The organism is Tardiphaga sp. OK246, from assembly GCF_900188215.1.
GTDB lineage: Bacteria > Pseudomonadota > Alphaproteobacteria > Rhizobiales > Xanthobacteraceae > Tardiphaga > Tardiphaga robiniae.
This window is the reverse complement of sequence record NZ_FZOX01000001.1, coordinates 779,344-801,892: the sequence shown is the minus strand read 5'-3', so window position 1 is coordinate 801,892 and position 22,549 is coordinate 779,344. Positions and strand designations below refer to the sequence as shown.

Here is a 22,549-nt window from a genome sequence, read left to right as displayed (position 1 = left end):
GCGCTATTTTTCCGCGAGCGGATGCAGGTCTCGGACCAGGCTCTTGAGCCGCTCTTCCACCACATGGGTGTAGATCTGCGTGGTCGAAATATCGGTGTGCCCCAGCAGGGTCTGCACGATGCGGAGATCCGCGCCGTTATGCAGCAGATGACTGGCAAAGGCGTGGCGCAGCACGTGCGGCGACACCAGCCGCGGCGCAATGCCGGATGCAGCCGCGAGTTCTTTCAGGTCGCGCGCGAAATGTTGTCGGGTGAGATGGCCGCTCTCGCCAAAAGACGGAAACAGCCACTTCGAGGCGGCACTCTTTTTTGGTTGAGACTTCTGCAACTCGGCCATCGCGGCGAGATATTCGGCCATCGCCTGTTTGGCAGTTTCGTTGAGCGGCACCAGCCGCTCCTTGTTGCCCTTGCCGCGCACCACGATCATGCGGGCATCGCGGCGCGCCGCGGTGAGCGGTAGCGAGACCAGCTCGGAGACGCGAAGCCCGGTGGCGTAGAGCACTTCGAGCAGACAATAGAGCCTGGCGTCGCGCAGCCGCTGTTGCGCTGAGGCTTCGGTATTCTGTGCCTGCGCCCGCGCCTGCACCAGCATGCGGTCGACGTCTGCGATCGACAGTACCTTGGGCAGGCTGCGGCCACGCTTCGGGCCGGACAGGATGGCAGCCGGGTCGTCGGTGCGGATTTTTTCGCTGAGCAGGAAGCGAAACAGATGCCGTATGGCGGACAGGCGCCGCGCCACGGTGGTCGATTTGAAACCGCGCTCGTCCAGGTCTTCGAGATAGTCGCGCAATAACTGGGTGTCGGCTGCCATGAAGCTGGATTTCGCCCCGGCAGCAAATTCGGAGAAGTCATCGAGGTCGCGGCGATAGGCGTCGAGCGTGTTCACGCCAGCGCCCTGTTCGGCGGCGAGCATGTCGAGGAACAGATTGGAGAGCTTGGTGTCTGAGGAAGTGGTCATGTGCCATCATAACCCATGATCCGGGCTGCAGCAGCGGTTTTCACTGGCTGCAGCAACCCGGAGCGAATGCAGATCTACAAAGATCAGGCAAACTGTGTGATCGATGTGGCCTGCGACCAGACCACCATCCACTGCCGGTCACGCATTTCATAAGCATCGGTGTGCCAATAGTCGCCTGGCGGGACCTTGTGGCCCCCGAAAACCACCTCAATGCGGGCGCGATACCGGATCACGGCACTACTGCCATACAGCCGCACGGCGATGTCGCCGGGCGTCCAGGTCAGATACTTGATGTGGCCGCCAGCAACGGCGCCAAGATATTCGGCTTTTGACAGTGCCGCGCCGATCGGCGTGATCAGCTGGAAGTCTGCGGCGTGCAGCGGCTCGGCCGCTGCCATGTCGGCGCTCACAAGTGCACGAAGCCGCGCGCGTTCGATGCCGCGGATATCTTCAGCGTCCGGGTGCTCTTTCGGGTCGACGATGGATGAGGTCATAGGTTGGTTCCGTTGTTGTGAGGTGTGGGAATTCAGGAGGTCGCGAGCAGGCCGTGGTCGATCAGGCTTTGCGCGCTAGCGCGAATGGCCTCGTCGGCGGATCTTGGTTGCCAATCCAGCATTTGCTGCGCCTTCGCGGCACTGACACTCAGATCGACGTCGAGTTCGTGGACGATCATGCGCGACCGTGCGCTGAACGGCGCCATTGCCTTGATCATCCAGTTTGGCACTTCGCCCGAGGGCAGAGCCGACGCATAATTCGGAAATGACTGCGCCAGTACGGCCGCCATGTCGCGCATCCATAGAAACTGCCCGGCAGCGATGAAGCGCTGACCTGACGCATCCGGATGGGTCATCGCCTTGATATGTGCATCAGCCACATCGCGGACATCGACCACCGCGATGCCGAAGCGCGGCACACGTTTGAGCTTGCCGCTCATCATCTGCTGAACCAGCCCGATTGACGTGCCGTAATCCGGACCTAGCAGAGGTCCGAAAATGATGCCGGGATTGATGACGGCGAGATCCAGTCCGGTTTCCGCAGCAAAGGCCCATGCCGCCCGTTCGGCCAGCGTCTTGGATTTATAGTAGGGCGTTGCCCGCTTGCCCGTCGGATCGGTCCAGTTGTCTTCGGTATACGGCGCCTTGCCGCTCCCGTGATTGGTGGCCGCGATTGAGGACGTCAGCACAACCCGCGTCACGCCTGCTCGATGCGCGGCACGTAGCACCCGTAACGCGCCGTCCCGCGCGGGTTGGATCAGTTCATTTTCATCCTTCGGAAGGCCTGCCGGAAACGGCGATGCCGTGTGGATCACATAGCTGCAGCCTGTGACGGCGGCATCCCATCCGATGTCGGAGCAGAGGTCGGCTTCGACGAAACTGAGCGAGTGCGAGTCGGTTGGCGCCGCACAGATCTGCTTCGCGATCCGGTCGCAGTCGCTCATGCGACGAACGCTACCGCGGACAGCGTAGCCCTTGGCCAGCAACTGCCGGGCGATATGTCCGCCCAGAAAGCCGCCGATGCCCGTGGCAAGAACAATGGTCTCTCGATTGCCGACCGATCCCGAATGCATGTTCGCTCCTGTCCCCTGTGGAATTCGTGAATTGGACAATTGGACTATTATTGTCTAATTGTCTTTTGACGCTTTGGACACGAACTGTCAATCTGTCTGAATGAGCGAACGAGATGCCAAATTCGATCACATTCTGGATGCTGCGCTGCCGGTGTTCGTCCGCCATGGTTTTCGCAAGGCGTCGATGGCCGACATCGCGCGTGCGGCAGGAATTTCGCGGGCGTCGCTCTATCTGAGCTTCAACAGCAAGGAAGATCTGTTTCGGGCGGGCTCGACGCGCGCCCATGCGCGGACCATGCGCGATGTCGAGGCGGCACTCTCAGGCGATGGTGACGTGTTCGGCCGCATCGAGACGGCGATGGCCGTGTTTCAGCGCGAACTGATCGCCCCTTTCGCGGGCAGCGCCGACGCCATTGAGCTGTTCGACGTCAACATGGCTCTGGCCAAAGATATCACGCTCGCCGCGCGGGCCCGACTGGTTGCTCTGCTGGCGCAGGCGCTGAGCGATGCCGAGACCGCGGGCATGATTAATCTCGGCTCATTGCAAGCCAGACCCGCCGACGTCGCGGGAGTCATTGTCGCCGCGATCGATGGCATCAAGCACGCGGAGGGAGCCGGTCCGAAATTCGCGGAGGACATGCAGCTCTTCATGCGCCTGCTGCGCGCAGCTATTTCTTGAGAAACTTGTCCGGCTGGATGGTGACCGTCATGTCCCGCGGCTTCGGATTGACGAAATTGGCCAGCGCGAAGATCACGCCATAGACCACGCCGACGATCACCGCGACCACCGTCAAAAAGCGGAACAGGCTGGGCATGATCAGGGAACTCGGCGGCGAAATGGGGTGATTCGTTCCGCCTGAGGCGGTCACCTTGTCCGGATACAGACTGCAAGAGGTGCTGGCAACGCTGGCGCTGGGGGTAGTATAGGTGACCGGAATGCGGCAAACCTCTGCGATCCCTTGTCGCTCACTGATTTTGCAGGTGTTTTTGATGTCCGAGACCATCTTGCCGGCCATTGCCAGCGCACCCCAGGAGGCCGCCATCGTCGCGGCGCTGGGAAAGCGCTCGGTCGTGCTGGTGGGCATGATGGGGGCGGGCAAATCGACCATCGGCCGGCGCATGGCGACGCGGCTGCGGCTGCCTTTCGTCGATGCCGACAACGAGATCGAGGCGGCGGCCGGGATGTCGATCCCGGACATTTTTGAAGTCCACGGCGAACCGCATTTCCGCGACGGTGAGGCGCGAGTGATTGCCCGGCTGCTGGACAGTGGACCGATCCTGCTGGCGACCGGCGGTGGTGCCTTCCTGCGCGAGGAGACCCGTCAGCGCATCCGCGACAAGGCGATCTCGCTGTGGCTGAAAGCCGACGCCGACGTGATTCTGCGCCGAGTGCGGCGCCGGGAGAACCGTCCGCTGCTGAAGACCGCCGATCCCGCCGCGACCATTGCACGGCTGATCGAGGCGCGCCATCCGTTCTACGAGCAGACCGACATCACGATCGACTCGCGCGACGTGCCGCATGAGAAGATCGTCGAGGAAGGCATCATCGCGCTGCATGAGCATCTGTTCCGCCCGCACGCAGCTTCCGCCATTTCCGAACCGACAGGCGATCCCTTGAGTTCTCAACTATGACCGCCCCGCTGAAACATTCCGATCCGATCGTCGTGGACGTCGCGTTGGCTGAGCGCGCCTATGACATTGTCATCGGCCGCAATGTACTGCCGTCGCTTGGTGCGCGGATCGCCAGACTGCGGCCGGGCGTGCGCACAGCGATCGTGACCGACAGGACCGTTGCCAAGCATTGGCTCGCTGCAACGGAAGCCTCGCTGGCGGCGGCTGATATTCCGACCTCGCATATCATTGTTGAGGAAGGCGAGGGGTCGAAGAGCTATGCGGGCCTGGAGAAAGTTTCCGAAGCACTGATCGCGGCGAAAATCGAGCGCAACGATCTCGTCATCGCGCTCGGTGGCGGAGTGGTCGGCGATCTCGCCGGCTTTGCCGCAGCGATCATCCGCCGTGGCGTCGATTTCGTGCAGGTGCCGACGTCGCTGCTGGCGCAGGTCGACTCCTCCGTCGGCGGCAAGACCGGCATCAACTCGCCGCAGGGCAAGAACCTGCTTGGCGCGTTCCATCAGCCGGTGATGGTTGTGGCCGATACGGCGGTCCTCGATACGCTGTCGCCGCGGCAATTTCGTTCGGGCTATGCGGAAGTCGCCAAATATGGCGTGCTCGGCGATGTTGCGTTTTTCACGTGGCTCGAAGCCAACCATGCCGACATCATGCGCGGCGGTGCAGCGCGCGAACACGCCATTGCCACCTCCTGCCGCGCCAAGGCCGGTGTTGTGTCGCGCGACGAGCGCGAGAACGGCGAGCGCGCACTGCTCAATCTCGGTCATACCTTCGGACATGCGCTGGAAGCGGTGACCGGCTTCTCGGACCGGTTGTTCCATGGCGAGGGCGTGTCGGTCGGCATGGTGCTTGCTGCGCAACTGTCGGCGCAACTCGGCATGATCGCCGAGAGCGATGCGACCCGCGTGCAGCACCATCTTGCCGATGTGGGTCTACCCACGAAGCTGCAGGACATTGCCGGCTTCGCGCAGGAAGGCCTCGCGGACGCGGATACGCTGATGGCGCTGATGGCGCAGGACAAGAAGGTGAAACGCGGCAAGCTCACCTTTATTTTGCTGGAAGCTGTCGGCCGGGCTGTCATTGCTGGCGATGTCGATCCCGCGACGGTTCGCGCCTTTCTGCATCAGAAGCTGGCGGGATAGAACTGACCGTGTCCGGTTTGGGATTTACCAAAGCCGGCGCCGTCGCAGGACTTTCATGAATTCGATTACCGTCAATCTGCTGATCGCGATCTTCCTGCTCGCTGCCAACGCGTTTTACGTGGCGGCGGAGTTTGCGCTGGTCAAAAGCCGAGGCTTCCGCGTCAAGAGCATGGTCGAGCAGAACCGCTTCGGCGCGCGTCTGCTGCAGAACATGATGGGCAATATCGAAGCCTATCTGGCCTGCTGCCAGCTCGGCATCACCATGGCATCGCTGGGACTCGGCTGGGTTGGTGAGCCCACGGTGGCGGCACTGCTGAAGCCGGTGCTCGATCCGCTCGGCCTCTCGGAATCCGCGCTGCACTTTACGTCCTTCATTACCGGCTTCCTCGTCTTCTCCTCGCTGCATATCGTGATCGGCGAGCAAGTGCCGAAGACGCTGGCGATCCGGCAGCCGGAGCCGGTGTCGCAATGGATCGCCTATCCGCTCTATGCATCCTACATCCTGTTTTATCCGCTGAACTGGCTGCTCAACGCGGCGTCACGCGGCACGCTGGCACTGCTCGGTGTGCAGGAGGCCTCGCCGCATGAAATTCTCACCGGCATTGAGATTGAGGGCCTTGTCGGTGAGTCTGCCGAACATGGCGGCATCGCGTCGGGCGAGGCTGAGTATATCCAGAACGTGTTTCGCTTCGGCGATCTCGCGGTGTCCGATGTCATGGTCCATCGCACGGCGATGGTGACGCTGAATGCGGACCTGCCATCCGAAGAGCTTGTGCGCGAAGTGCTGGCCACTGAATACACCCGCATTCCACTCTGGCGTGAGAAGCCGGAAAACATCATCGGCGTGCTGCACGCCAAGGATCTCCTGCGCGCGATCCGCGCGGTCGACGGCGATACCGCAAAGATCGACGTGGCCTCGATCGCGCTGCCGCCGTGGTTCGTTCCGGAAATGCGCCCGCTGTCGGATCAGTTGAAAGCCTTCCGCCGTCGCAAGACCCACTTCGCGCTCGTCGTCGACGAATATGGCGAAGTCGAAGGCATGGTGACACTGGAAGACGTGCTGGAAGAAATCGTCGGCGACATCGCTGACGAGCATGACGTGGTCGTCGCGGGCGTGCGCGCGCAGGCCGATGGTTCGGTGGTGGTCGATGGTTCGGTGCCGATCCGCGACCTCAACCGCGCCATGGACTGGCATCTGCCGGATGATGAAGCCACCACGGTGGCCGGCCTTGTCATTCACGAGGCGCGTTCCATCCCCGAACGCGGGCAAAGCTTCACGTTCTACAACTTCCGCTTCCGCGTGCTGCGCCGTGAGCGCAACCGCATCACCGCGCTGCGCATCGGGCCGGTGCCGACCGAGCCGGAAGTGCCGGAGAAAAAGCCGCGGGCCGGGACCTCGTTCTAGGCCATCGCCGGTCCAGTTCTTGCTTTTGCCTTCTTCCATGAGCTGCCATTCCATTGAATGGCGCAACTGGAGCGAGCGATGAACAAGTCCTGGCGATTGTCGTGCGTATTGGCCGCTGTGTTGATGTCCGGCGCTGCGCTGGCCGATACCAACTGGCCGTCGAAGCCGATCAAGGCCGTCAATCCGTTCGGTGCCGGCAGCGCTGGTGACGTGGTCCCGCGCCTCTTCTTCGAGAAACTCAGCACGGAACTGGGACAGCCGATCGTGATTGAAAATCGCGTGGGCGCCGGTGGCTCGCTCGGCACGGGCGCAGTCGCGAAAAGCGATCCGGATGGCTACACGCTGTTGTCGCAGACCAACGCCATCTCCATTGCGCCCGCGATCTTCCCTAACCTCAACTACGACACCACCAGGGAGCTGTCCTCGGTGCTGATGATTGGCTATGCGGCCAATGTGATGATCGTGCCGAACGAACGGCCATGGAAGACGGTGCAGGATTTCCTGGCTGCAGCAAAGACCAAGGGCACGGTGATCAATTACGGCTCGGTGGGCGTCGGTAGCGCCGTGCATATCAGCTCGGAAAAATTCCGCGCCGCTGCTGGCTTCGAGGCCACACACATCCCGTATCGCGGCGGCTCTGAAGTGATCACGGATATCATCGGCGGCCGCATCGATTTTTATTTCTGCCCGCTGGCCACGGCGCTGCCGCTGATCCGCGAAGGCCAGGTCCGTGCGCTGGTGGTGTCGACGCCGACCCGCGTGCGGGATCTGCCGGATGTACCGACGTCGATCGATGTCGGCCTCAAGGATGCTGACAGCTCGATCTGGTTCGGCGTTTTTGCGCCAGCCAAGACGCCGCCGGAGATCATCGAGAAGCTCTATGTGACTGGCACCAAGGTGCTGAACACGGCTGACATGCAGGCTTCGCTGAAGAAGATTGGTGTCGAGCCGATGCCGATGAAGTCATCCGAGATGGATGCGCTGCTGGTCAAGGAAATCGCCGACAACAAGGTGCTGCTCAAAAGCGAGGTCGCGGCCAAGTAGGCAGACTGCCGGCCTTGCCAGCACGGGGCAGGCGTTGTCCTTTATCTGGGCTGGATCACCGCGCGTTCGGGCGTTGTTTTAGACTTCAAACGGTCCGAAACTTGCTTCGTTGTCGCCGATTGGCCCGATCATTGGGCGGCCATTCCCGTCGAATGGTATTATTGGAGCAAGTAATGAATAAGTTTGTGCGGTGGTCGTGTGTATTCGCCGGTGTGCTGTCGTTGTCCGTCGCGGCGCAGGCCGAAAGCAATTGGCCGAGCCGTTTGATCAAGGCCACCATCCCGTTCGGCCCCGGCAGCGCCACCGACGTGGTGCCGCGGATCTTCTTCGAGCGTCTTGGTCCCGAACTCGGCCAGACGATCGTTGTCGAGAACCGGGTTGGCGGCGGTGGCTCGATCGGCACCAATGCGGTGGCAAAGGCGGAGCCGGATGGCTACAGCATCCTGGCGCACTCCTCGGCGCTGGCGATCACGCCGGCGATTTTTCCGAACCTGCCTTATGACACGTCGAAGGACCTGTCGTCGGTCATCATGATCGGCTCCAGCCCGCAAATCATGATCATTCCGAAAGAACGTCCGTGGAAGACCGTGGACGACTTCCTGAAGGATGCGAAAGCCAAGGGATCGCAGATCAATTTCGGTTCGGTGGGCGTCGGCAGCGCCGTGCATATCAGCGCCGAGAAATTCCGCCTTGCTGCCAAATTCGAAGCGACCCACGTGCCGTATCGCGGCGGTCCGGAAGTGATCGCCGATATTCTCGGTGGCCGTATCGATTTCTACTTCTGCCCGGCGGCGACGGCTCTACCGCTGATCCGTGAGGGTCAGGTCCGCGCGCTCGTTGTCTCCACTGAGAAGCGCTCCGCCGAACTGCCCGACGTGCCGTCGATGACCGAAGTCGGCCTCAAGGACGGCGTCAGCGAGAGCTGGATCGGCGTATTCGTGCCATCCAGGACGCCGCGCGAGATCGTCGACAAGATGCATGATGCTGGTGTCAAGGTGCTGGCCAAGCCGGAGATGCAGGCGGCGCTGAAGAAGATCGGCGTGGAGACGATCACGATGGAGCCGAAAGCGATGGATGAGCTGGTGGCAAAGGAAGTCGCCGCAAACATCGCGCTGTTGAAGGATGTGAAATAAGGCAACAAGGGCTCCTCGTCATTGCGGGGAGCTCTTGCAGTGAGACGAAGCTGACTACGCTTCGATATCCATGCGCACGAGAATGCGTTCAGCGCTGTCGTTCCAGACATCCATTTTCACGATCTTGCCGTCGCGCACGACGAAGCGATCGACATAGCGATTGCTTTCGAACGGCGTGCCGTCATGCCATTCGCCGAAGAGCGTTCCGGTATTGTAGACGATGGTCTCGCCATTCCCCGGCGACACGTCGGTGCGCTCCATCCTCTTCTTCACCCATTTGTAGCGCATGGCGTTGAACGCGGTGGCATCGCGCGGATGCTTGAACTTGCGACCGCCGGTGAAGGTGATCGCGACGTCGGCCGACATGAAGGTGCCGGCGGTTTCCGGGTCCGGCACCATGGAGGCGACGAGAAACCGCTCGACGAGGTCGGCAGCCTGGGCGGTTTCCTCGGTGACGGGCGCAAGCGCGGTGGGGGATTGCGACATCGGGTTTCTCCTGCGGGCAGATGCTGGCGCCATCATAGCAAAACCGGTGCCAGAATTGTATTCGGTAGATGCGTCAAATCGTATACAATTTCTGTGTGCCACGACTAATTATTGGGCGTTCTCCGAAGGAATATTTGAAGATATTATTTTGCTTTCAGGTGGTTAATCAGATTTCGAATCGCATGCGCCTTGGCACATGCCTTGCTTGCCCACGCGTATGCTACGTCCCGCTCGGTGGCGTGGCCTCTCCAGGAGTCCTTCCATGACCTTCGATCTCATCCTGCGCAACGCGCGCATTGCCGACCGGCCTGATGGTCCGGTGGATATCGGCATTCGCGGTGGGCGCTTCGAGGCCATCGAGATCAACCTGCCCAAGGGCGATGCGCCGGACCAGAACCTCAATGGCCGGCTGCTCGTGCCGGGCTTCGCGGAGACGCATATCCATCTCGATAAATCCTGTCTCCTCGGCCGCTGCAATTGCGCGAATGGTACGCTCGCGGAGGTGATCAGCGAAGTCTCCCGGGCCAAGCGCGACTTCACCGAAGAGGACGTCTACGCGCGCGCATCGCAGACGCTGGAGAAAGCGATCAAGCACGGCACCAACCGCATGCGGACGCATGTGGAGGTCGATCCGCGCATCGGCCTGACCAGCTTTCGCGCGCTGAAGAAGCTGAAGCAGGACTACGCCTGGGCGATCGATCTGCAGCTCTGCGTATTTCCGCAGGAAGGATTGCTCGACGATCCCGGCTGCGAGGACGTCCTGCTGCAGGCGATGCGAGAGGGCGCCGATCTTCTCGGCGGCGTGCCTTACATCGACAAGGACTCGAACGGCCAGATCACCAGGATCTTCGGCATTGCGCAGGAATTCGGCGTCGATATCGATTTCCACCTCGATTTCGATCTCGATCCAACGCGGTCGGACTACGAAGAGGTCTGCCGCATGACCGAGGCGACCGGCTGGGGCGGTCGCGTGGCCATCGGTCATGCCACAAAGCTGTCGGCGATGCCGCCAGCGGATTTCGAGGCGGCGGCGAAACGGCTCGCCGATGCCGGCGTCGCGGTCACGGTGTTGCCGGCGACCGACCTGTTCCTCACTGGCCGCGACCACGATCACAATGTGCCGCGCGGCGTCACCTCGGCGCACAAGCTCCGTGCGCTTGGCGTGAACGCCAATATCTCCACCAACAACGTGCTCAATCCGTTCACGCCGTTCGGCGATGTCTCGCTGATCCGTATGATCAATCTCTACGCCAATGTGCTGCAGGTCGGCGCCATCGACGATCTCGCCGGATGTCTCGACCTCGTGACGTCCGCACCGGCGACGCTGCTCAACCTGAAGCACTACGGCATTGCCGTCGGCAATCCCGCCGATCTCGTGGTGCTCGATTGCGAGACCAAGGCAGAGGCGGTATGCGAGATCGCGCAGCCGCTGTTCGGTTTCAAGAACGGCATCAGGACCTTCATCAGGCCGGCTGCGAGTCTGCTCAAGCCCCACTGAAGCGGGCGTCCTTTTGTCGTACGGAGACTTCGATGCCGATCAATGACACGCTCAACGCCTTTGTGGATCATGGCCACATCGAAGTGCAGACCACGACAGAGGGGCCTCTCGCGGGTCTCACCTTTGCGCTGAAGGATTTCTTCGATCTCGCCAATGTGCCGACCGGCGCTGGCAGCCCGGAATGGCTGGCGACACATCCGGTGCCGACAAAGTCGACGCCGATCGTGGATCGTTTGTTGAATGCCGGCGCGAAGCTCGTCGGCAAGACGCATACGGATGAACTGGCCTGGAGCCTGAATGGCGAGAACGCGCATTACGGCACGCCGATTAATCCGGCTGCGCCCGGCCGCATTCCCGGTGGCTCGTCCAGTGGTTCCGCTGCAGCGACCGCTGGTGCGCTGGTCGATTTCGCCATCGGCTCCGACACCGGTGGTTCGGTGCGTTTGCCCGCCAGCTATTGCGGTGTCTACGGCATTCGCACCACGCATGGTCGCATTCCGCTCGATGGCGCGGTGCCGCTGGCGCCGAGCTACGACACCGTCGGCTGGTTCGCGCGCACGCCCCAATTGATGGTCGAGGTCGGCAAGGTGTTGCTCGACAAGGCGCGTGCCCCGCGCCGGGTGAAGAAGGTTCTGATCGCAAGCGACCTGTTTGGCGCTGTCGATGAGAAGGTTCGCAACCTGCTGCAGCCGTCGGTCGATCGCATCAAGGCGCTGGTTGGCGCGAGCGAGGAGGTGGATGTCGCGAGCGGTGAACTCAACGCTTGGCGCAACACCTTCCGTGTAGTTCAGTCGGAAGAAGCCTGGGCCGCGCAGGGCGAATGGATCAAGGCGACGCAGCCGAAGCTCGGCCCCGGCGTGAAGGAGCGTTTCGCTGCTGCGGCGGTTCTCGATCCCGCCGAGATCGCGGCTGCGCAGGCCATTCGCAAGACGATCGTTGAACGCGTGCTGTCGCTGCTGACGGCCGATACGGTCATGCTGTTGCCGACAGCACCCGGTATTGCGCCGCTGCGCAATACACCGGATGCGACGCTCGACGTATTTCGTGCCCGCGCGATCGAACTGCTGTGTGTGTCCGGCCATGCCGGCACGCCGCAGGTCTCACTGCCTGTCGCCAGGCTCGACGATTGCCCGATCGGGCTGTCGATCATGGGCGCGCGTGATTGCGATGAGGATATTTTGCAGTTGGCTGTAGAGTTGGGGGAGGCGCAGGCCTAACAGCCGTCATTGCGAGGAGCATTTGCGACGAAGCAATCCAGACTTCGCTTTTGGCTTCTGGATTGCTTTGCTTCGCTCGCAATGACGGGGAGAGTTACTTCGCCTTCCCCGCGCCCTTCTCGGCCGCGCGGCGCAATGCTTCCGCAAATGCACCACCGCCACTGCTCTCTTGCTTCGCCGGAGCACGCGATGTCATCTGGCGCTCGTTGAAGCGCGGGCCGCGATCGGCTTGCGGGCGATCGGCCTTGGCTCCGACGGGATCGTCCATGCGCAGCGTCAGCGCGATGCGTTTGCGGGCGACTTCGACTTCAAGCACCTTCACCTTGACGATGTCGCCTGATTTCACGACTTCGCGCGGATCCTTGATGAAGGTCTTGGACATCGCGGAGATGTGCACCAGGCCGTCCTGATGCACGCCGATATCGACGAAGGCGCCGAAAGCAGCGACGTTGGTCACGGTGCCTTCGAGCACCATGCCGGGCTTGAGATCGCTCAGCTTCTCGACGCCTTCCATGAACACCGCAGCCTTGAAGGCGGGGCGGGGGTCGCGACCGGGCTTTTCGAGTTCTTTCAGGATGTCGGTGACGGTCGGCAGACCGAAGGTGTCATCGACGAAGGTCTTGGGCTGCACCTTGCGCAGGATCTCGGCATTGCCGATCAGCGCCTTGATGTCGCTCTTGGTGGCTTCGAGTATCTTGCGCACCAGCGGATAGGCTTCCGGATGCACGCCGGACTTGTCGAGCGGATCCTCGCCATCATTGATGCGCAGGAAGCCGGCGCATTGTTCGAACGCCTTCGGGCCAAGCCGCGGCACTTCCTTCAGCGCCTTGCGTGACTTGAACGGGCCGTTGGCGTCGCGGTGCTGCACGATGCTCTGCGCCAGACCGGTGCCGATGCCGGACACGCGTGCCAGCAGCGGCGCCGATGCCGTGTTCACGTCGACACCGACGCCGTTCACGCAGTCTTCCACGACGGCATCGAGCGACCGCGCCAGTTTGCTCTCGCCGAGGTCGTGCTGATACTGGCCGACGCCGATCGCTTTTGGATCGATCTTCACCAGTTCGGCCAGCGGATCCTGCAGGCGGCGCGCGATCGACACCGCGCCGCGCAGCGTGACGTCGAGCTCGGGCAGTTCTTCAGAAGCGAAGGCCGAGGCCGAATAGACCGAGGCGCCGGCTTCCGACACCACGATCTTCGACATCTTCAAATCCGGCAGCAGCTTCACCAGCTCCATCGCCAGCTTGTCGGTCTCGCGCGAGGCCGTCCCGTTGCCGATGGCGATCAGATCGACCTTGTGCTGGACGGCGAGCTTGCCGAGCATGGCGAGCGACGCATCCCACTGGCGCTGCGGCTCATGCGGATAAATCGTGGTCGTTGCGACGACTTTACCGGTGGCGTCGATAATCGCGGTCTTCACACCCGAACGGAAACCGGGATCGAGACCCATGGTGACGCGCGCGCCGGCAGGCGCTGCGAGCAGGAGATCGCGCAAATTGGAGGCGAACACGCGGACGCCTTCTTCTTCGGCCGCAGTCCACAGCCGCATGCGCAGGTCGATGTTGAGATGGACCTGGATCTTGGTGCGCCAAGCCCAGCGCGTGGTCTCGGTTAGCCACTTGTCGCCGGGGCGGCCCTGATCAGAGACGCCGAAACGGTTCATGATCTTCAGCTCATAGGAACTGGGTGTCGTTGTCGGAGCAGGCGTGGCCGGCACCGGCTCGGGCTGCATCGCGAGATCGAGGATCTCTTCTTTCTCGCCGCGGAACAGCGCGAGAATGCGATGCGACGGCAGCTTGTGCAGCGGCTCGCTGAAATCGAAATAATCCTTGAATTTCTCGCCTTCGGTCTTCTTGCCGGTGCGCACGGTCGAGGCCATCAGACCGTTCGACCACATCTGTTCGCGCAGCGCGCCGATCAGATCGGCATCTTCGGCGAAGCGCTCGACAAGAATGGCGCGCGCGCCGTCGAGTGCAGCGGCTACATCGGCGACGTTCTTCTCGGCATTGACGAAAGCTTCGGCAACTTTCTTCGGATCGTTCTGCGGCTCGGTAAGCAGCAGTTCCGACAGCGGTTCAAGGCCGGCTTCCTTGGCGATCTCGGCCTTGGTGCGGCGCTTCGGTTTGAACGGCAGATAGATGTCCTCGAGACGGCCTTTGGTGTCGGCGGTCATGATGGCGGTTTCGAGCGCGGCATCGAGCTTGCCCTGTTCGCGCACCGATTCCAGAATCACGAGGCGGCGTTCTTCGAGTTCGCGCAGATAGGTCAGGCGTTCTTCCAGCGTGCGCAGCTGCGCGTCATCGAGACCGCCGGTGATTTCCTTGCGGTAGCGTGCAACGAAGGGCACCGTCGCGCCGCCGTTGAGCAGTTCTACCGTCGCCGCGACCTGCTGTTCGCGCACGCCAAGTTCGTCTGCGATCTTCTGATTGATGTTTGCCACGCGTAGAGATTCCTTCGAAATTCCGTGGCGGGTCATACCGCCGTCGCAAAACGCTTATGGACCGATGCCACACGATTCATCAACCCCGGCGGATGCAGTCGATTGTTCTGTGGATCGCGTTGTTTTGCTTCGAAAATTGCAGTGTTCGATACGCTTCATGACAGTGCGGCTGTGCAAAAATATAATGCTAGATCGCGGCCTGCGAACTGTGTAGACGGACGTTCCTTTCGGGAGCGGCAATGTCGGTTTGTGGTCTGGATTTTGGGACGTCGAACACGACGCTAGGCACGGTCATCAATGATGTTCCGGTGCTGGCGGCGCTCGAAGACTATCATGTCACAATTCCGAGTGCGATCTTTTACAAGGCCGATACCGGCGCCTTCATAGGCCGCAAGGCGATTGAGGCCTATGTCGAGGGCGCGCCTGGCCGCCTGATGCGCAGCCTCAAATCCGTGCTTGGCACATCGCTGATCGATGAGACGACGCGCGTCGGCCGCGAACGCGTCAGTTTCCGCAATGTCATCGCCTATTATCTCGGTGCGGTGAAGCGGCGTGCGGAACAGGCCACAGGGCTTGAACTCCGCCAGGTCGTCCATGGCCGTCCCGTCCATTTCGTCGACGACAATCCGGCGGGCGATGCCAAGGCCGAAGCTACGCTCCGCGCCATAGCGAAAGACGTCGGCTTCGAGGACGTCACGTTCCAGTTCGAGCCGATTGCCGCGGCGCTGGATTACGAGCGTCAGATCAATTCGGAGGAGATCGCGCTGATCGCCGATATCGGCGGCGGCACGTCGGATTTCTCCATCGTGCGCCTTTCGCCCGAGCGGCACCGTCATGCCGACCGCAAGGACGACATTCTCGCCAATGACGGCGTGCGCATCGGCGGTACCGATTTCGACAGACATCTCAGCCTCGGCGTGATCATGCCGCTGCTCGGCTATCGCTCGGCGATGAAGCGCGCGGGGCTCGATGTGCCGTCAGGCTATTTCCACGATCTGGCGACCTGGTCGAGCATCAACCGGATGTACGATTCCAAGGTCATGAATGAGGTGAAACAGGTGCGCTATGAGGCACAGCAGCCGGAGCTGCTGGATCGCTTGGTGCGCGTACTGGACGAGCAGCGCGGCCACACACTGGCCATGGAAGTCGAGGGCGCCAAGATTGGCCTGTCCGACAAGCCGAAATCGAGCATCGCGCTGGACTGGATCGAGCCGGGTTTGGCCGCTGGCGTCGCCCGCAAGGAACTCGTCAGCCACACCCAGTTGCTCGCCGATCGGATCACCGCGCGGATCAAGATCTGCCTGAACCAGGCCGGATTGAAGCCCGAAGCGATCGATGCGGTGTTCCTGACCGGCGGTTCGGTGCAGCTCGCCCATGTCCGCAAGGCGATCACGGCGGCGCTGCCGGCCGCCCGCGCTATCGATGGCGACACGTTCGGGGCCGTCGGCAAGGGTTTGACTGTCGAGGCGGCCCGCCGCTACGGGCACGGCTAGACCCAAAGGCCAGGGCAGTAAAAGGGGGCTGAACGCCTTGTGGTTATGCGCGGCGGTCGCTTGATCCGGCGCCCGGCACAGCCATATTAAGTCCATGGCGAAGCTCTCGAATCGCGACAGGATTCTCACCGCAGGCCTCGCGGTCGTGCATGCGCGCGGCTATGCGGGGGCCAGTGTTCGCGACATCGTGCATGCCGCGGGCGTGCCGCAGGGCACCTTCACCAACCACTTTACCTCCAAGGAAGAATTCGGCCTCGAGATCATCGATCTCTATTTCGCGAAGGGTCGCGAACTGATGGCGCAGACGCTGCGCAATGAGGGCCTGTCGCCACTGGCGCGGTTGCGCGCCTATATCGATGCCAATGTGGCCCGGCTCACCGAAGACCAGATGTGCAATGGCTGCCTGTTCGGCAACTTCACGGCAGAAGCCAGCGACCACAGCGACCTCATCCGCGACCGGCTGCTGACGATCTTCGCCGATGTTCAGCAGAGTATTGCCGAATGCCTGACCTCCGCGGTGAAAGCCGGCGAGCTGCCGGCCGACTTCAAATGCGCGGAGGTTGCGGGTTTCATCGTCTCCTCGCTGCAGGGCGCCAACCTGCTGTCGAAAGCCGAACGCAGCCCGGCACCGATTGAGCGCTTCGCGCAGGTGCTGTTCACGCAGGTGCTGCGCTGAGCTGATTGCTGCTCTGCACAGACATTGCCGCTCCTCGGCTCTTTCGCTAAACCGTGCGACATGACAGCGCGGCCCGCAGAGGCCGTCGCCGACAACAAGCGACCGGGAGTGAACCATGAGCCAGACCGCCGTCGGCGCGCGCGCCACGCGCAGCGCAAAATCCGACATCGAAACCTCGACCATCCGCGCCATTTCCTGGCGGCTGATCCCGTTTCTGGTGCTGGCTTATTTCCTGGCCTATCTCGACCGCGTCAATCTTGGCTTCGCCGCGCTCACCATGAATGCCGAGTTGAATTTCTCGCCCACCGTTTTTGCTTGGGGCGCCGGCATCTTCTTCATCGGCTATTTCATTTTTGAAGTTCCCAGCAACATCGCACTGGAGAAATTCGGCGCCAGCCGCTGGATCGCGCGCATCATGGTGAGCTGGGGCATCATCTCCGCGCTGATGGCGATCGTCAGTGGCCCGTGGAGCTTCTACACGCTGCGCTTTCTGCTCGGTGTCGCCGAGGCGGGTTTCTTCCCTGGCATTATCCTCTATCTCACTTACTGGTTTCCGGCTGAATATCGCGCGCGCTTCCTCGCGGCCTTCGCGATCGCGGTCCCCGTATCCACGGTGATTGGCGCGCCGATCTCCGGCATGCTGCTAGGGCTCGACGGTGTCATGGGCCTGAAGGGCTGGCAGTGGTTGTTCATCATCGAAGGGATTCCTTCGGTCATTCTCGGCGTCGTCACCTGGTTCTATCTCACCGACAAGCCTGAAAAGGCCGAATGGCTGACGCCCGACCAGAAGATGTGGCTGTCCGACAAGCTTGAAGGCGAGCGCCTCGCCAAGGAGAGCGCCCATGGCATGACACTGGGGCAGGCGCTGTCATCGCCGAAGGTACTGATGCTGAGCGTGATCTATTTCGGCTTCGTCGGCGCGCTTTATGGCATGCAGTTCTGGCTGCCGCAGATCGTGAAGGCGTTCGGCTTCACCAACCTGCAGACCGGTTTCGTCACCGCGATCCCCTATCTGTTCGGCTCCATTGCCATGGTGCTGTGGGCGCAGCATTCCGACAAGACCCGCGAACGCGTCTGGCATGTCGGCCTGCCGCTGCTGCTGACCGCCGTGGCGCTCGCGCTGTCCGGCATCTCCACCAATCCGACCCTGACCATGGTCGCGCTGACGGTCGCTGCGATCGGCGTGTTCTGCACCTTCGCACTGTTCTGGACGCTGCCGACCGCGTGGCTCAGCGGCACGGCGGCGGCCGGCGCCATCGCGCTGATCAATTCGATCGGCAATCTCGCGGGCTTCGGCGGTCCCTATCTGATCGGCTGGGTCAAGGAATTGACCGGCAGCACCTCGACCGGGCTTCTGGTGCTGGCGGCGATGCCGCTGGTCGCCGGTATTCTCGTGCTGGTCGGCAATCACGGGACAGCAACGGAGTTCGCAGCTACCGGCAAACCGGCGCGGGTGAAATAAGGCCGGGATGGGGTGTTGCAATCTGCCGAAATTGTGACCACTGACGAATATTGACATTCGTCAGTGGTCACGCCTAAGTTCCCTTCGAACATTCATTCGAAGGACGCTCGTGATGCTCGGCCACACCAAAGTCAGCGCTTCCCGCAAGCCATTCGCTGCCGCGCTCTTGCTGATCCCGGCCCTTGCTCTGGCCGGATGCGGCAAGAAAACTGAGGCGGAAGCCAAGCCAACCCGCCCCGTGCTGGTCGCGACTGTGCATTACGAGCCGGAATCGCCGCAGCGCAGCTTCGTCGGCACCATCCGCCCGCGGATCGAGACCGATATGGGCTTCCGGGTGACCGGCAAGGTCGCCAAGCGCCTCGTGGAGGTCGGCCAGAACGTCGAGATCGGCCAGCCACTGGCGACCCTCGACGAGGTCGACCTGAAGCTGCAGGCCGAGCAGGCGGTCGCCGAACTCAACGCATCCACGGGCGTGCTGGCCAATGCCACTGCAGCCGAGGGCCGCGCCACCGAACTGCGCGCCAAGGGCTGGTCCACTCAGGCACAGCTCGATCAGGCCAAAGCCACAGGCGACGAAGCTCGCGCGCGTCTCAATCGCGCCGAACGCTCGGTCGAACTCACCAAGAACAGCCTCTCTTATGCGACGCTGATCGCCGACACCCGCGGCGTTGTCACCGCGACGCTGATCGATGCCGGGCAGGTCGTCGCCGCAGGGCAGGCCGCCATCCGTGTCGCGCGTTTCGGCGAGAAGGAGGCGGTGGTTTCCATTCCGGAAACGCTGGTTGGCCGCGCCAAGGAAGGCAAAGCTAGCGTGACGCTGTGGTCCGAGCCCGGCAAGCAATATGCCGCCAAGTTGCGTGAACTTGCGCCCAATGCCGACACCGCGACGCGCACTTATCTCGCCAAGTTCTCGCTGCCCGAGGCCGACGACAAGGTGTCGCTCGGCATGACGGCGACGCTGACGCTCTCCGATCCCGCCACCGAACGCGTTGCGCGCGTGCCGCTCTCGGCGCTGTTCAGCCAGGGCAACAACCCTTCGCTCTACGTCGTGAGCGCATCGGGCGACGTCGCGCTGCAGCCGGTCAAGGTGAAGTCCTATGAGAGCAACGACGTCATCATCTCAGGTGGCGTCGATGAAGGTGCCAAGATCGTGACGCTGGGCGTGCAGAAGCTCGACCCGGCGCTGAAGGTTCACGTCGTCTCCGCATTGTCGTTTTAAGACGCTCGCATTCAAAGGACGAAGCCGATGCATCGCTTCAACCTCTCCGCCTGGGCCGTCGCTCATCCGGCACTGATTTTGTTTCTGATCATCGCGCTCGGTGTCGGCGGCTTCTTCTCGTACGAGAAGCTCGGCCGCGCCGAAGACCCGTCCTTTACGGTGAAGGTCGTCAACGTCACGGCGATCTGGCCGGGCGCGACGGCCAAGGAAATGCAGGAGCAGGTTGCAGATCCCATCGAAAAAAAGATGCAGGAGCTGCCTTACTTCGACAAGGTACAGACCTATTCGAAGCCGAACTTCACCGCGCTGCAGGTCACGTTCAAGGACAATGCGCCGGCCAAGGACGTGCCGTTCCTGTTCTATCTGCTGCGCAAGAAGCTTGCCGACGTGCAGGGCAGTCTGCCGGCCAATCTGGTCGGGCCGACGGTCAATGACGAGTTCAGCGACGTCGACTCCATTCTTTACATGATGACCGGCGACGGCGCCGATTTCAAACAGTTGAAGGTGGTCGCTGAAGGCCTGCGCCAGCGCCTGCTGAAGGTGAAGGGTGTCACCAAGGTCAATCTCTACGGCACCCAGGACGAGCGCATTTTCGTCGAATTCTCCCACGCCAAACTGGCGACGCTCGGCATCACGCCGCAGACGCTGTTCGACTCGCTGGCCAAGCAGAACGCGATCCAGCCGGCGGGCACGGTGGAAACCTCATCGCAGCGCGTGCCGCTGCGCGTCACCGGTGCACTTGATGGCGCCAAAACCGTCGCGGAGACGCCGGTCGAGAGTAACGGGCGCACGTTCCGCCTCGGCGATATCGCGACGGTCAGCCATGGCTTCGTCGATCCGCCGGATTTCAAGGTCCGGCAGAAGGGCCAATACGCACTCGGCATCGGCGTGGTGACGGCGAACGGCGCCAACATTCTTGAACTCGGCAAGGACGTCGAAAAGGCCAAGAACGAGTTCATGGTCGCCGTCCCGCAGGGCGTCAATGTCGAGCAGATCGCCGATCAGCCGCTGGTGGTCGAACATGCCGTTGGGGAATTCACGCACTCGTTCATCGAGGCGTTGGGCATCGTGCTGTTCGTCAGCTTCCTGGCACTCGGCTGGCGCACCGGCATTGTGGTGGCGCTCTCGGTGCCGCTGGTGCTCGGTATCGTCTTCATGGTCATGAATGCGATGGGTATGGACCTGCACCGTATTACGCTAGGTGCGTTGATTATCGCGCTCGGCCTACTGGTCGATGACGCCATTATCGCAGTCGAGATGATGGTGGTGAAGATGGAGCAGGGCTGGGACCGCGTGCGCGCGGCCTCCTTCGCCTGGGAGTCCACGGCATTCCCGATGCTCACCGGTACGCTCATTACAGCGGTCGGCTTCCTGCCGATCGGCTTTGCGAATTCCGCAGTGGGCGAATATGCCGGCGGCATTTTCTGGGTTGTGGCGATATCGTTGATCGCCTCGTGGTTCGTCGCGGTGATCTTCACACCCTATATCGGCGTCAAGCTGCTGCCGAACTTTGCTGCCCACGGAAAGGCCAATCACGATCCGCATGCGGTCTATGAGACGCGCATCTATCGCGGGTTGCGCAGCGTCGTGCAGTGGTGCGTCACGCACCGCATCAAGGTGGTGGCTGCCACCGTCGGCATCTTCATCGCCGCCATCGTCGGTTTCGGCCATGTCCAGCAGCAGTTCTTCCCGCTGTCTGAGCGCCCCGAACTGTTCCTGCAGCTGCGCCTGCCGGAAGGCACGGCCTTTGGCGTTACCGAAAAGGCGGTCAAGGACGCCGAGAAGCTGCTCAAGGACGACAAGGACATCGCCACCTATACGGCCTATGTCGGCCGCGGCTCGCCGCGCTTCTGGCTCGGCCTCAATCCGCAGCTCCCGAACGAGGCCTTCGCCGAGATCGTGATTGTGTCCAAGGATGTCGAGGCACGTGAGCGCATCAAGTCCAAGATCGAGAAGGCCGTCGCCGATGGCCAGCTGCCGGAAGCACGCGTGCGCGTCGATCGCTTCAATTTCGGTCCGCCGGTCGGTTTCCCCGTCCAGTTCCGCGTCATCGGGCCGGATACCGCGACCGTGCGGGATATAGCCTATAGGGTGCGCGAAGTAATGCGCGCTAACAAGAATATGGTCGATCCGCAGCTCGACTGGAACGAACAGACACCTTCCCTCAGGCTGGTGGTCGACCAGGATCGCGCTCGTGCGCTCGGCCTGACGCCGCAGGAACTGTCACAATCCCTGGCGATGCTGATCTCCGGCGCGTCGGTCACGAACGTGCGTGACGGTATCGAGAAAGTGGGTGTCGTTGCCCGTGCCGTTCCGTCGGAACGCCTCGATCTCGGCCGTGTGGGCGATCTCACCATCATCTCGCGCAACGGCGTTCCGGTGCCTTTGTCACAGGTGGCAAAGATCGAATATGCCCATGAGGAGCCGATCCTCTGGCGCCGTAACCGCGACATGGCGATCACCGTGCGCGGCGACGTCGTCGATGGCGTGCAGCCCCCGGATGTCACCAACCAGATCTGGCCACAGTTGCAGCAGATCCGCGACAGCCTGCAGCCGGCCTATCGCATTGAGATCGGCGGCGCGGTGGAAGAATCCAGCAAGGGCAATGCCTCGATCGCCGTGCTGTTTCCGCTGATGATGATCATCATGCTGACGCTGCTGATGGTGCAGTTGCAGAGCTTCTCGCGCCTGATCCTGGTGTTCCTGACGGCGCCGCTCGGCATCGTCGGCGCCTCTTTGGCGCTGAACGTTGCCAACAAGCCGTTCGGCTTCGTGGCACTGCTCGGCCTGATCGCGCTGGCGGGTATGATCATGCGCAACGCCGTTATTCTGGTGGATCAGATCGAAACCGACGTGCGGCACGGCCTGACCCGCCGCGAAGCCATCGTCGAGGCGACCGTGCGCCGTGCGCGTCCGGTCATCCTGACGGCGCTGGCGGCCATTTTGGCGATGATCCCGCTGTCGCGCTCGGCCTTCTGGGGGCCGATGGCGGTCACCATCATGGGTGGATTGTTTGTGGCGACGTTCTTGACGTTGTTGTATCTCCCGGGTCTCTATGCCCTATGGTTTCGCAAGAGCCTGGATGAACGCGGATCGGGTGAGGATGTGGATCATCACGCACCGCACCATCACGACAAGCAACAGGCCTTTCCGCTTGCTGCCGAATAACTGAAGACTGCACGCC

Annotated in this window: 19 protein-coding genes; 13 read left to right on the top strand and 6 right to left on the bottom strand. The window is 62.1% G+C overall.

Going from position 1 to position 22,549, the window contains the following annotated elements; genetic code table 11:
- Nucleotides 1–3: 3 nt before the first annotated feature.
- From xerD to CHC01_RS03930, 3 genes are all read right to left on the bottom strand, one after another.
- Entirely contained in the window at nt 4–957 is a 954-nt protein-coding gene (gene xerD / locus CHC01_RS03940; RefSeq protein WP_089262640.1) for a site-specific tyrosine recombinase XerD, read from the bottom strand.
- Nucleotides 958–1,040: 83 nt separating this feature from the next.
- Nucleotides 1,041–1,451, bottom strand: coding sequence for a nuclear transport factor 2 family protein (locus tag CHC01_RS03935; RefSeq protein ID WP_089262638.1), 411 nt, complete (start codon nt 1,449–1,451; stop codon nt 1,041–1,043).
- A gap of 32 nt (nt 1,452–1,483) precedes the next feature.
- On the bottom strand, nt 1,484–2,524 hold the full coding sequence (locus CHC01_RS03930) for an NAD-dependent epimerase/dehydratase family protein (protein ID WP_089262636.1): 1,041 nt from the start codon (nt 2,522–2,524) through the stop codon (nt 1,484–1,486).
- Nucleotides 2,525–2,624: 100 nt separating this feature from the next.
- Between CHC01_RS03930 and CHC01_RS03925 the strand changes: the two genes are divergently transcribed.
- Nucleotides 2,625–3,203 (top strand): TetR/AcrR family transcriptional regulator, encoded by a 579-nt coding sequence (locus CHC01_RS03925; protein ID WP_089262634.1) that lies wholly within the window; start codon nt 2,625–2,627, stop codon nt 3,201–3,203.
- Here the strand turns inward: CHC01_RS03925 and CHC01_RS03920 are convergent.
- Nucleotides 3,193–3,339 carry a histidine kinase gene (locus tag CHC01_RS03920; RefSeq protein ID WP_089262632.1) on the bottom strand — a complete coding sequence of 49 codons (147 nt, stop codon included), beginning with the start codon at nt 3,337–3,339 and terminating at the stop codon, nt 3,193–3,195. The two genes, CHC01_RS03925 and CHC01_RS03920, sit on opposite strands and share 11 nt — an antisense overlap.
- 175 nt (nt 3,340–3,514) lie before the next feature.
- Here CHC01_RS03920 and CHC01_RS03915 point away from each other — a divergent pair, with 175 nt between their 5' ends.
- The 5 genes from CHC01_RS03915 (at nt 3,515) to CHC01_RS03895 (ending at nt 8,877) form a co-directional block, all read left to right on the top strand.
- A complete protein-coding gene (locus CHC01_RS03915) occupies nt 3,515–4,156 on the top strand; it encodes a shikimate kinase (protein ID WP_089262630.1) in 642 nt (213 codons plus the stop codon).
- Complete coding sequence (gene aroB, locus CHC01_RS03910; protein WP_089262628.1) at nt 4,153–5,295, top strand: 3-dehydroquinate synthase; 1,143 nt, start codon at nt 4,153–4,155, stop codon at nt 5,293–5,295. The genes CHC01_RS03915 and aroB overlap by 4 nt, the downstream gene beginning before the upstream one ends.
- A gap of 55 nt (nt 5,296–5,350) precedes the next feature.
- Nucleotides 5,351–6,700 carry a hemolysin family protein gene (locus CHC01_RS03905; RefSeq protein ID WP_089262626.1) on the top strand — a complete coding sequence of 450 codons (1,350 nt, stop codon included), beginning with the start codon at nt 5,351–5,353 and terminating at the stop codon, nt 6,698–6,700.
- 78 nt (nt 6,701–6,778) lie between these two features.
- Nucleotides 6,779–7,744, top strand: coding sequence for a Bug family tripartite tricarboxylate transporter substrate binding protein (locus CHC01_RS03900; RefSeq protein ID WP_089262624.1), 966 nt, complete (start codon nt 6,779–6,781; stop codon nt 7,742–7,744).
- 173 nt (nt 7,745–7,917) lie between these two features.
- Entirely contained in the window at nt 7,918–8,877 is a 960-nt protein-coding gene (locus CHC01_RS03895; RefSeq protein WP_089262622.1) for a Bug family tripartite tricarboxylate transporter substrate binding protein, read from the top strand.
- A gap of 54 nt (nt 8,878–8,931) precedes the next feature.
- On the opposite strand, the gene CHC01_RS03890 is transcribed toward CHC01_RS03895, so the two are convergent.
- Nucleotides 8,932–9,363, bottom strand: a complete 432-nt coding sequence (locus CHC01_RS03890; RefSeq protein WP_089262620.1) for a nuclear transport factor 2 family protein — start codon at nt 9,361–9,363, stop codon at nt 8,932–8,934.
- A 262-nt stretch (nt 9,364–9,625) separates the two neighbouring features.
- Here CHC01_RS03890 and CHC01_RS03885 point away from each other — a divergent pair, with 262 nt between their 5' ends.
- Nucleotides 9,626–10,861, top strand: a complete 1,236-nt coding sequence (locus CHC01_RS03885; RefSeq protein WP_089262618.1) for an amidohydrolase family protein — start codon at nt 9,626–9,628, stop codon at nt 10,859–10,861.
- Nucleotides 10,862–10,893: 32 nt separating this feature from the next.
- Complete coding sequence (locus tag CHC01_RS03880; RefSeq protein WP_089262616.1) at nt 10,894–12,078, top strand: amidase; 1,185 nt, start codon at nt 10,894–10,896, stop codon at nt 12,076–12,078.
- Nucleotides 12,079–12,172: 94 nt separating this feature from the next.
- On the opposite strand, the gene CHC01_RS03875 is transcribed toward CHC01_RS03880, so the two are convergent.
- The gene (locus tag CHC01_RS03875; RefSeq protein WP_276511307.1) at nt 12,173–14,515 is read right to left on the bottom strand and encodes a Tex family protein; all 2,343 of its coding nucleotides are present in this window, start codon (nt 14,513–14,515) and stop codon (nt 12,173–12,175) included.
- 239 nt (nt 14,516–14,754) lie between these two features.
- On the opposite strand from CHC01_RS03875, the gene CHC01_RS03870 reads away from it, so the two are divergent.
- The 5 genes from CHC01_RS03870 to CHC01_RS03850 all read left to right on the top strand — a co-directional run bounded on the left by CHC01_RS03870 (nt 14,755) and on the right by CHC01_RS03850 (nt 22,533).
- On the top strand, nt 14,755–16,008 hold the full coding sequence (locus CHC01_RS03870; protein WP_089262612.1) for an Hsp70 family protein: 1,254 nt from the start codon (nt 14,755–14,757) through the stop codon (nt 16,006–16,008).
- A 94-nt stretch (nt 16,009–16,102) separates the two neighbouring features.
- Nucleotides 16,103–16,684, top strand: coding sequence for a TetR/AcrR family transcriptional regulator (locus CHC01_RS03865; RefSeq protein WP_089262610.1), 582 nt, complete (start codon nt 16,103–16,105; stop codon nt 16,682–16,684).
- A 115-nt stretch (nt 16,685–16,799) separates the two neighbouring features.
- Nucleotides 16,800–18,146, top strand: a complete 1,347-nt coding sequence (locus CHC01_RS03860) for an MFS transporter (protein ID WP_089262608.1) — start codon at nt 16,800–16,802, stop codon at nt 18,144–18,146.
- A 112-nt stretch (nt 18,147–18,258) separates the two neighbouring features.
- On the top strand, nt 18,259–19,365 hold the full coding sequence (locus CHC01_RS03855; RefSeq protein WP_089262606.1) for an efflux RND transporter periplasmic adaptor subunit: 1,107 nt from the start codon (nt 18,259–18,261) through the stop codon (nt 19,363–19,365).
- A gap of 27 nt (nt 19,366–19,392) precedes the next feature.
- A complete protein-coding gene (locus tag CHC01_RS03850) occupies nt 19,393–22,533 on the top strand; it encodes an efflux RND transporter permease subunit (RefSeq protein WP_089262604.1) in 3,141 nt (1,046 codons plus the stop codon).
- Nucleotides 22,534–22,549: the final 16 nt, after the last annotated feature.

Coding starts and splice junctions, on each gene's coding strand:
- xerD (WP_089262640.1), bottom strand. CDS start 957: ATGACCACTTCCTCAGACACCAAGCTCTCCAATCTGTTCCTCGACATG.
- CHC01_RS03935 (WP_089262638.1), bottom strand. CDS start 1,451: ATGACCTCATCCATCGTCGACCCGAAAGAGCACCCGGACGCTGAAGAT.
- CHC01_RS03930 (WP_089262636.1), bottom strand. CDS start 2,524: ATGCATTCGGGATCGGTCGGCAATCGAGAGACCATTGTTCTTGCCACG.
- CHC01_RS03925 (WP_089262634.1), top strand. CDS start 2,625: ATGAGCGAACGAGATGCCAAATTCGATCACATTCTGGATGCTGCGCTG.
- CHC01_RS03920 (WP_089262632.1), bottom strand. CDS start 3,339: ATGCCCAGCCTGTTCCGCTTTTTGACGGTGGTCGCGGTGATCGTCGGC.
- CHC01_RS03915 (WP_089262630.1), top strand. CDS start 3,515: ATGTCCGAGACCATCTTGCCGGCCATTGCCAGCGCACCCCAGGAGGCC.
- aroB (WP_089262628.1), top strand. CDS start 4,153: ATGACCGCCCCGCTGAAACATTCCGATCCGATCGTCGTGGACGTCGCG.
- CHC01_RS03905 (WP_089262626.1), top strand. CDS start 5,351: ATGAATTCGATTACCGTCAATCTGCTGATCGCGATCTTCCTGCTCGCT.
- CHC01_RS03900 (WP_089262624.1), top strand. CDS start 6,779: ATGAACAAGTCCTGGCGATTGTCGTGCGTATTGGCCGCTGTGTTGATG.
- CHC01_RS03895 (WP_089262622.1), top strand. CDS start 7,918: ATGAATAAGTTTGTGCGGTGGTCGTGTGTATTCGCCGGTGTGCTGTCG.
- CHC01_RS03890 (WP_089262620.1), bottom strand. CDS start 9,363: ATGTCGCAATCCCCCACCGCGCTTGCGCCCGTCACCGAGGAAACCGCC.
- CHC01_RS03885 (WP_089262618.1), top strand. CDS start 9,626: ATGACCTTCGATCTCATCCTGCGCAACGCGCGCATTGCCGACCGGCCT.
- CHC01_RS03880 (WP_089262616.1), top strand. CDS start 10,894: ATGCCGATCAATGACACGCTCAACGCCTTTGTGGATCATGGCCACATC.
- CHC01_RS03870 (WP_089262612.1), top strand. CDS start 14,755: ATGTCGGTTTGTGGTCTGGATTTTGGGACGTCGAACACGACGCTAGGC.
- CHC01_RS03865 (WP_089262610.1), top strand. CDS start 16,103: ATGGCGAAGCTCTCGAATCGCGACAGGATTCTCACCGCAGGCCTCGCG.
- CHC01_RS03860 (WP_089262608.1), top strand. CDS start 16,800: ATGAGCCAGACCGCCGTCGGCGCGCGCGCCACGCGCAGCGCAAAATCC.
- CHC01_RS03855 (WP_089262606.1), top strand. CDS start 18,259: ATGCTCGGCCACACCAAAGTCAGCGCTTCCCGCAAGCCATTCGCTGCC.
- CHC01_RS03850 (WP_089262604.1), top strand. CDS start 19,393: ATGCATCGCTTCAACCTCTCCGCCTGGGCCGTCGCTCATCCGGCACTG.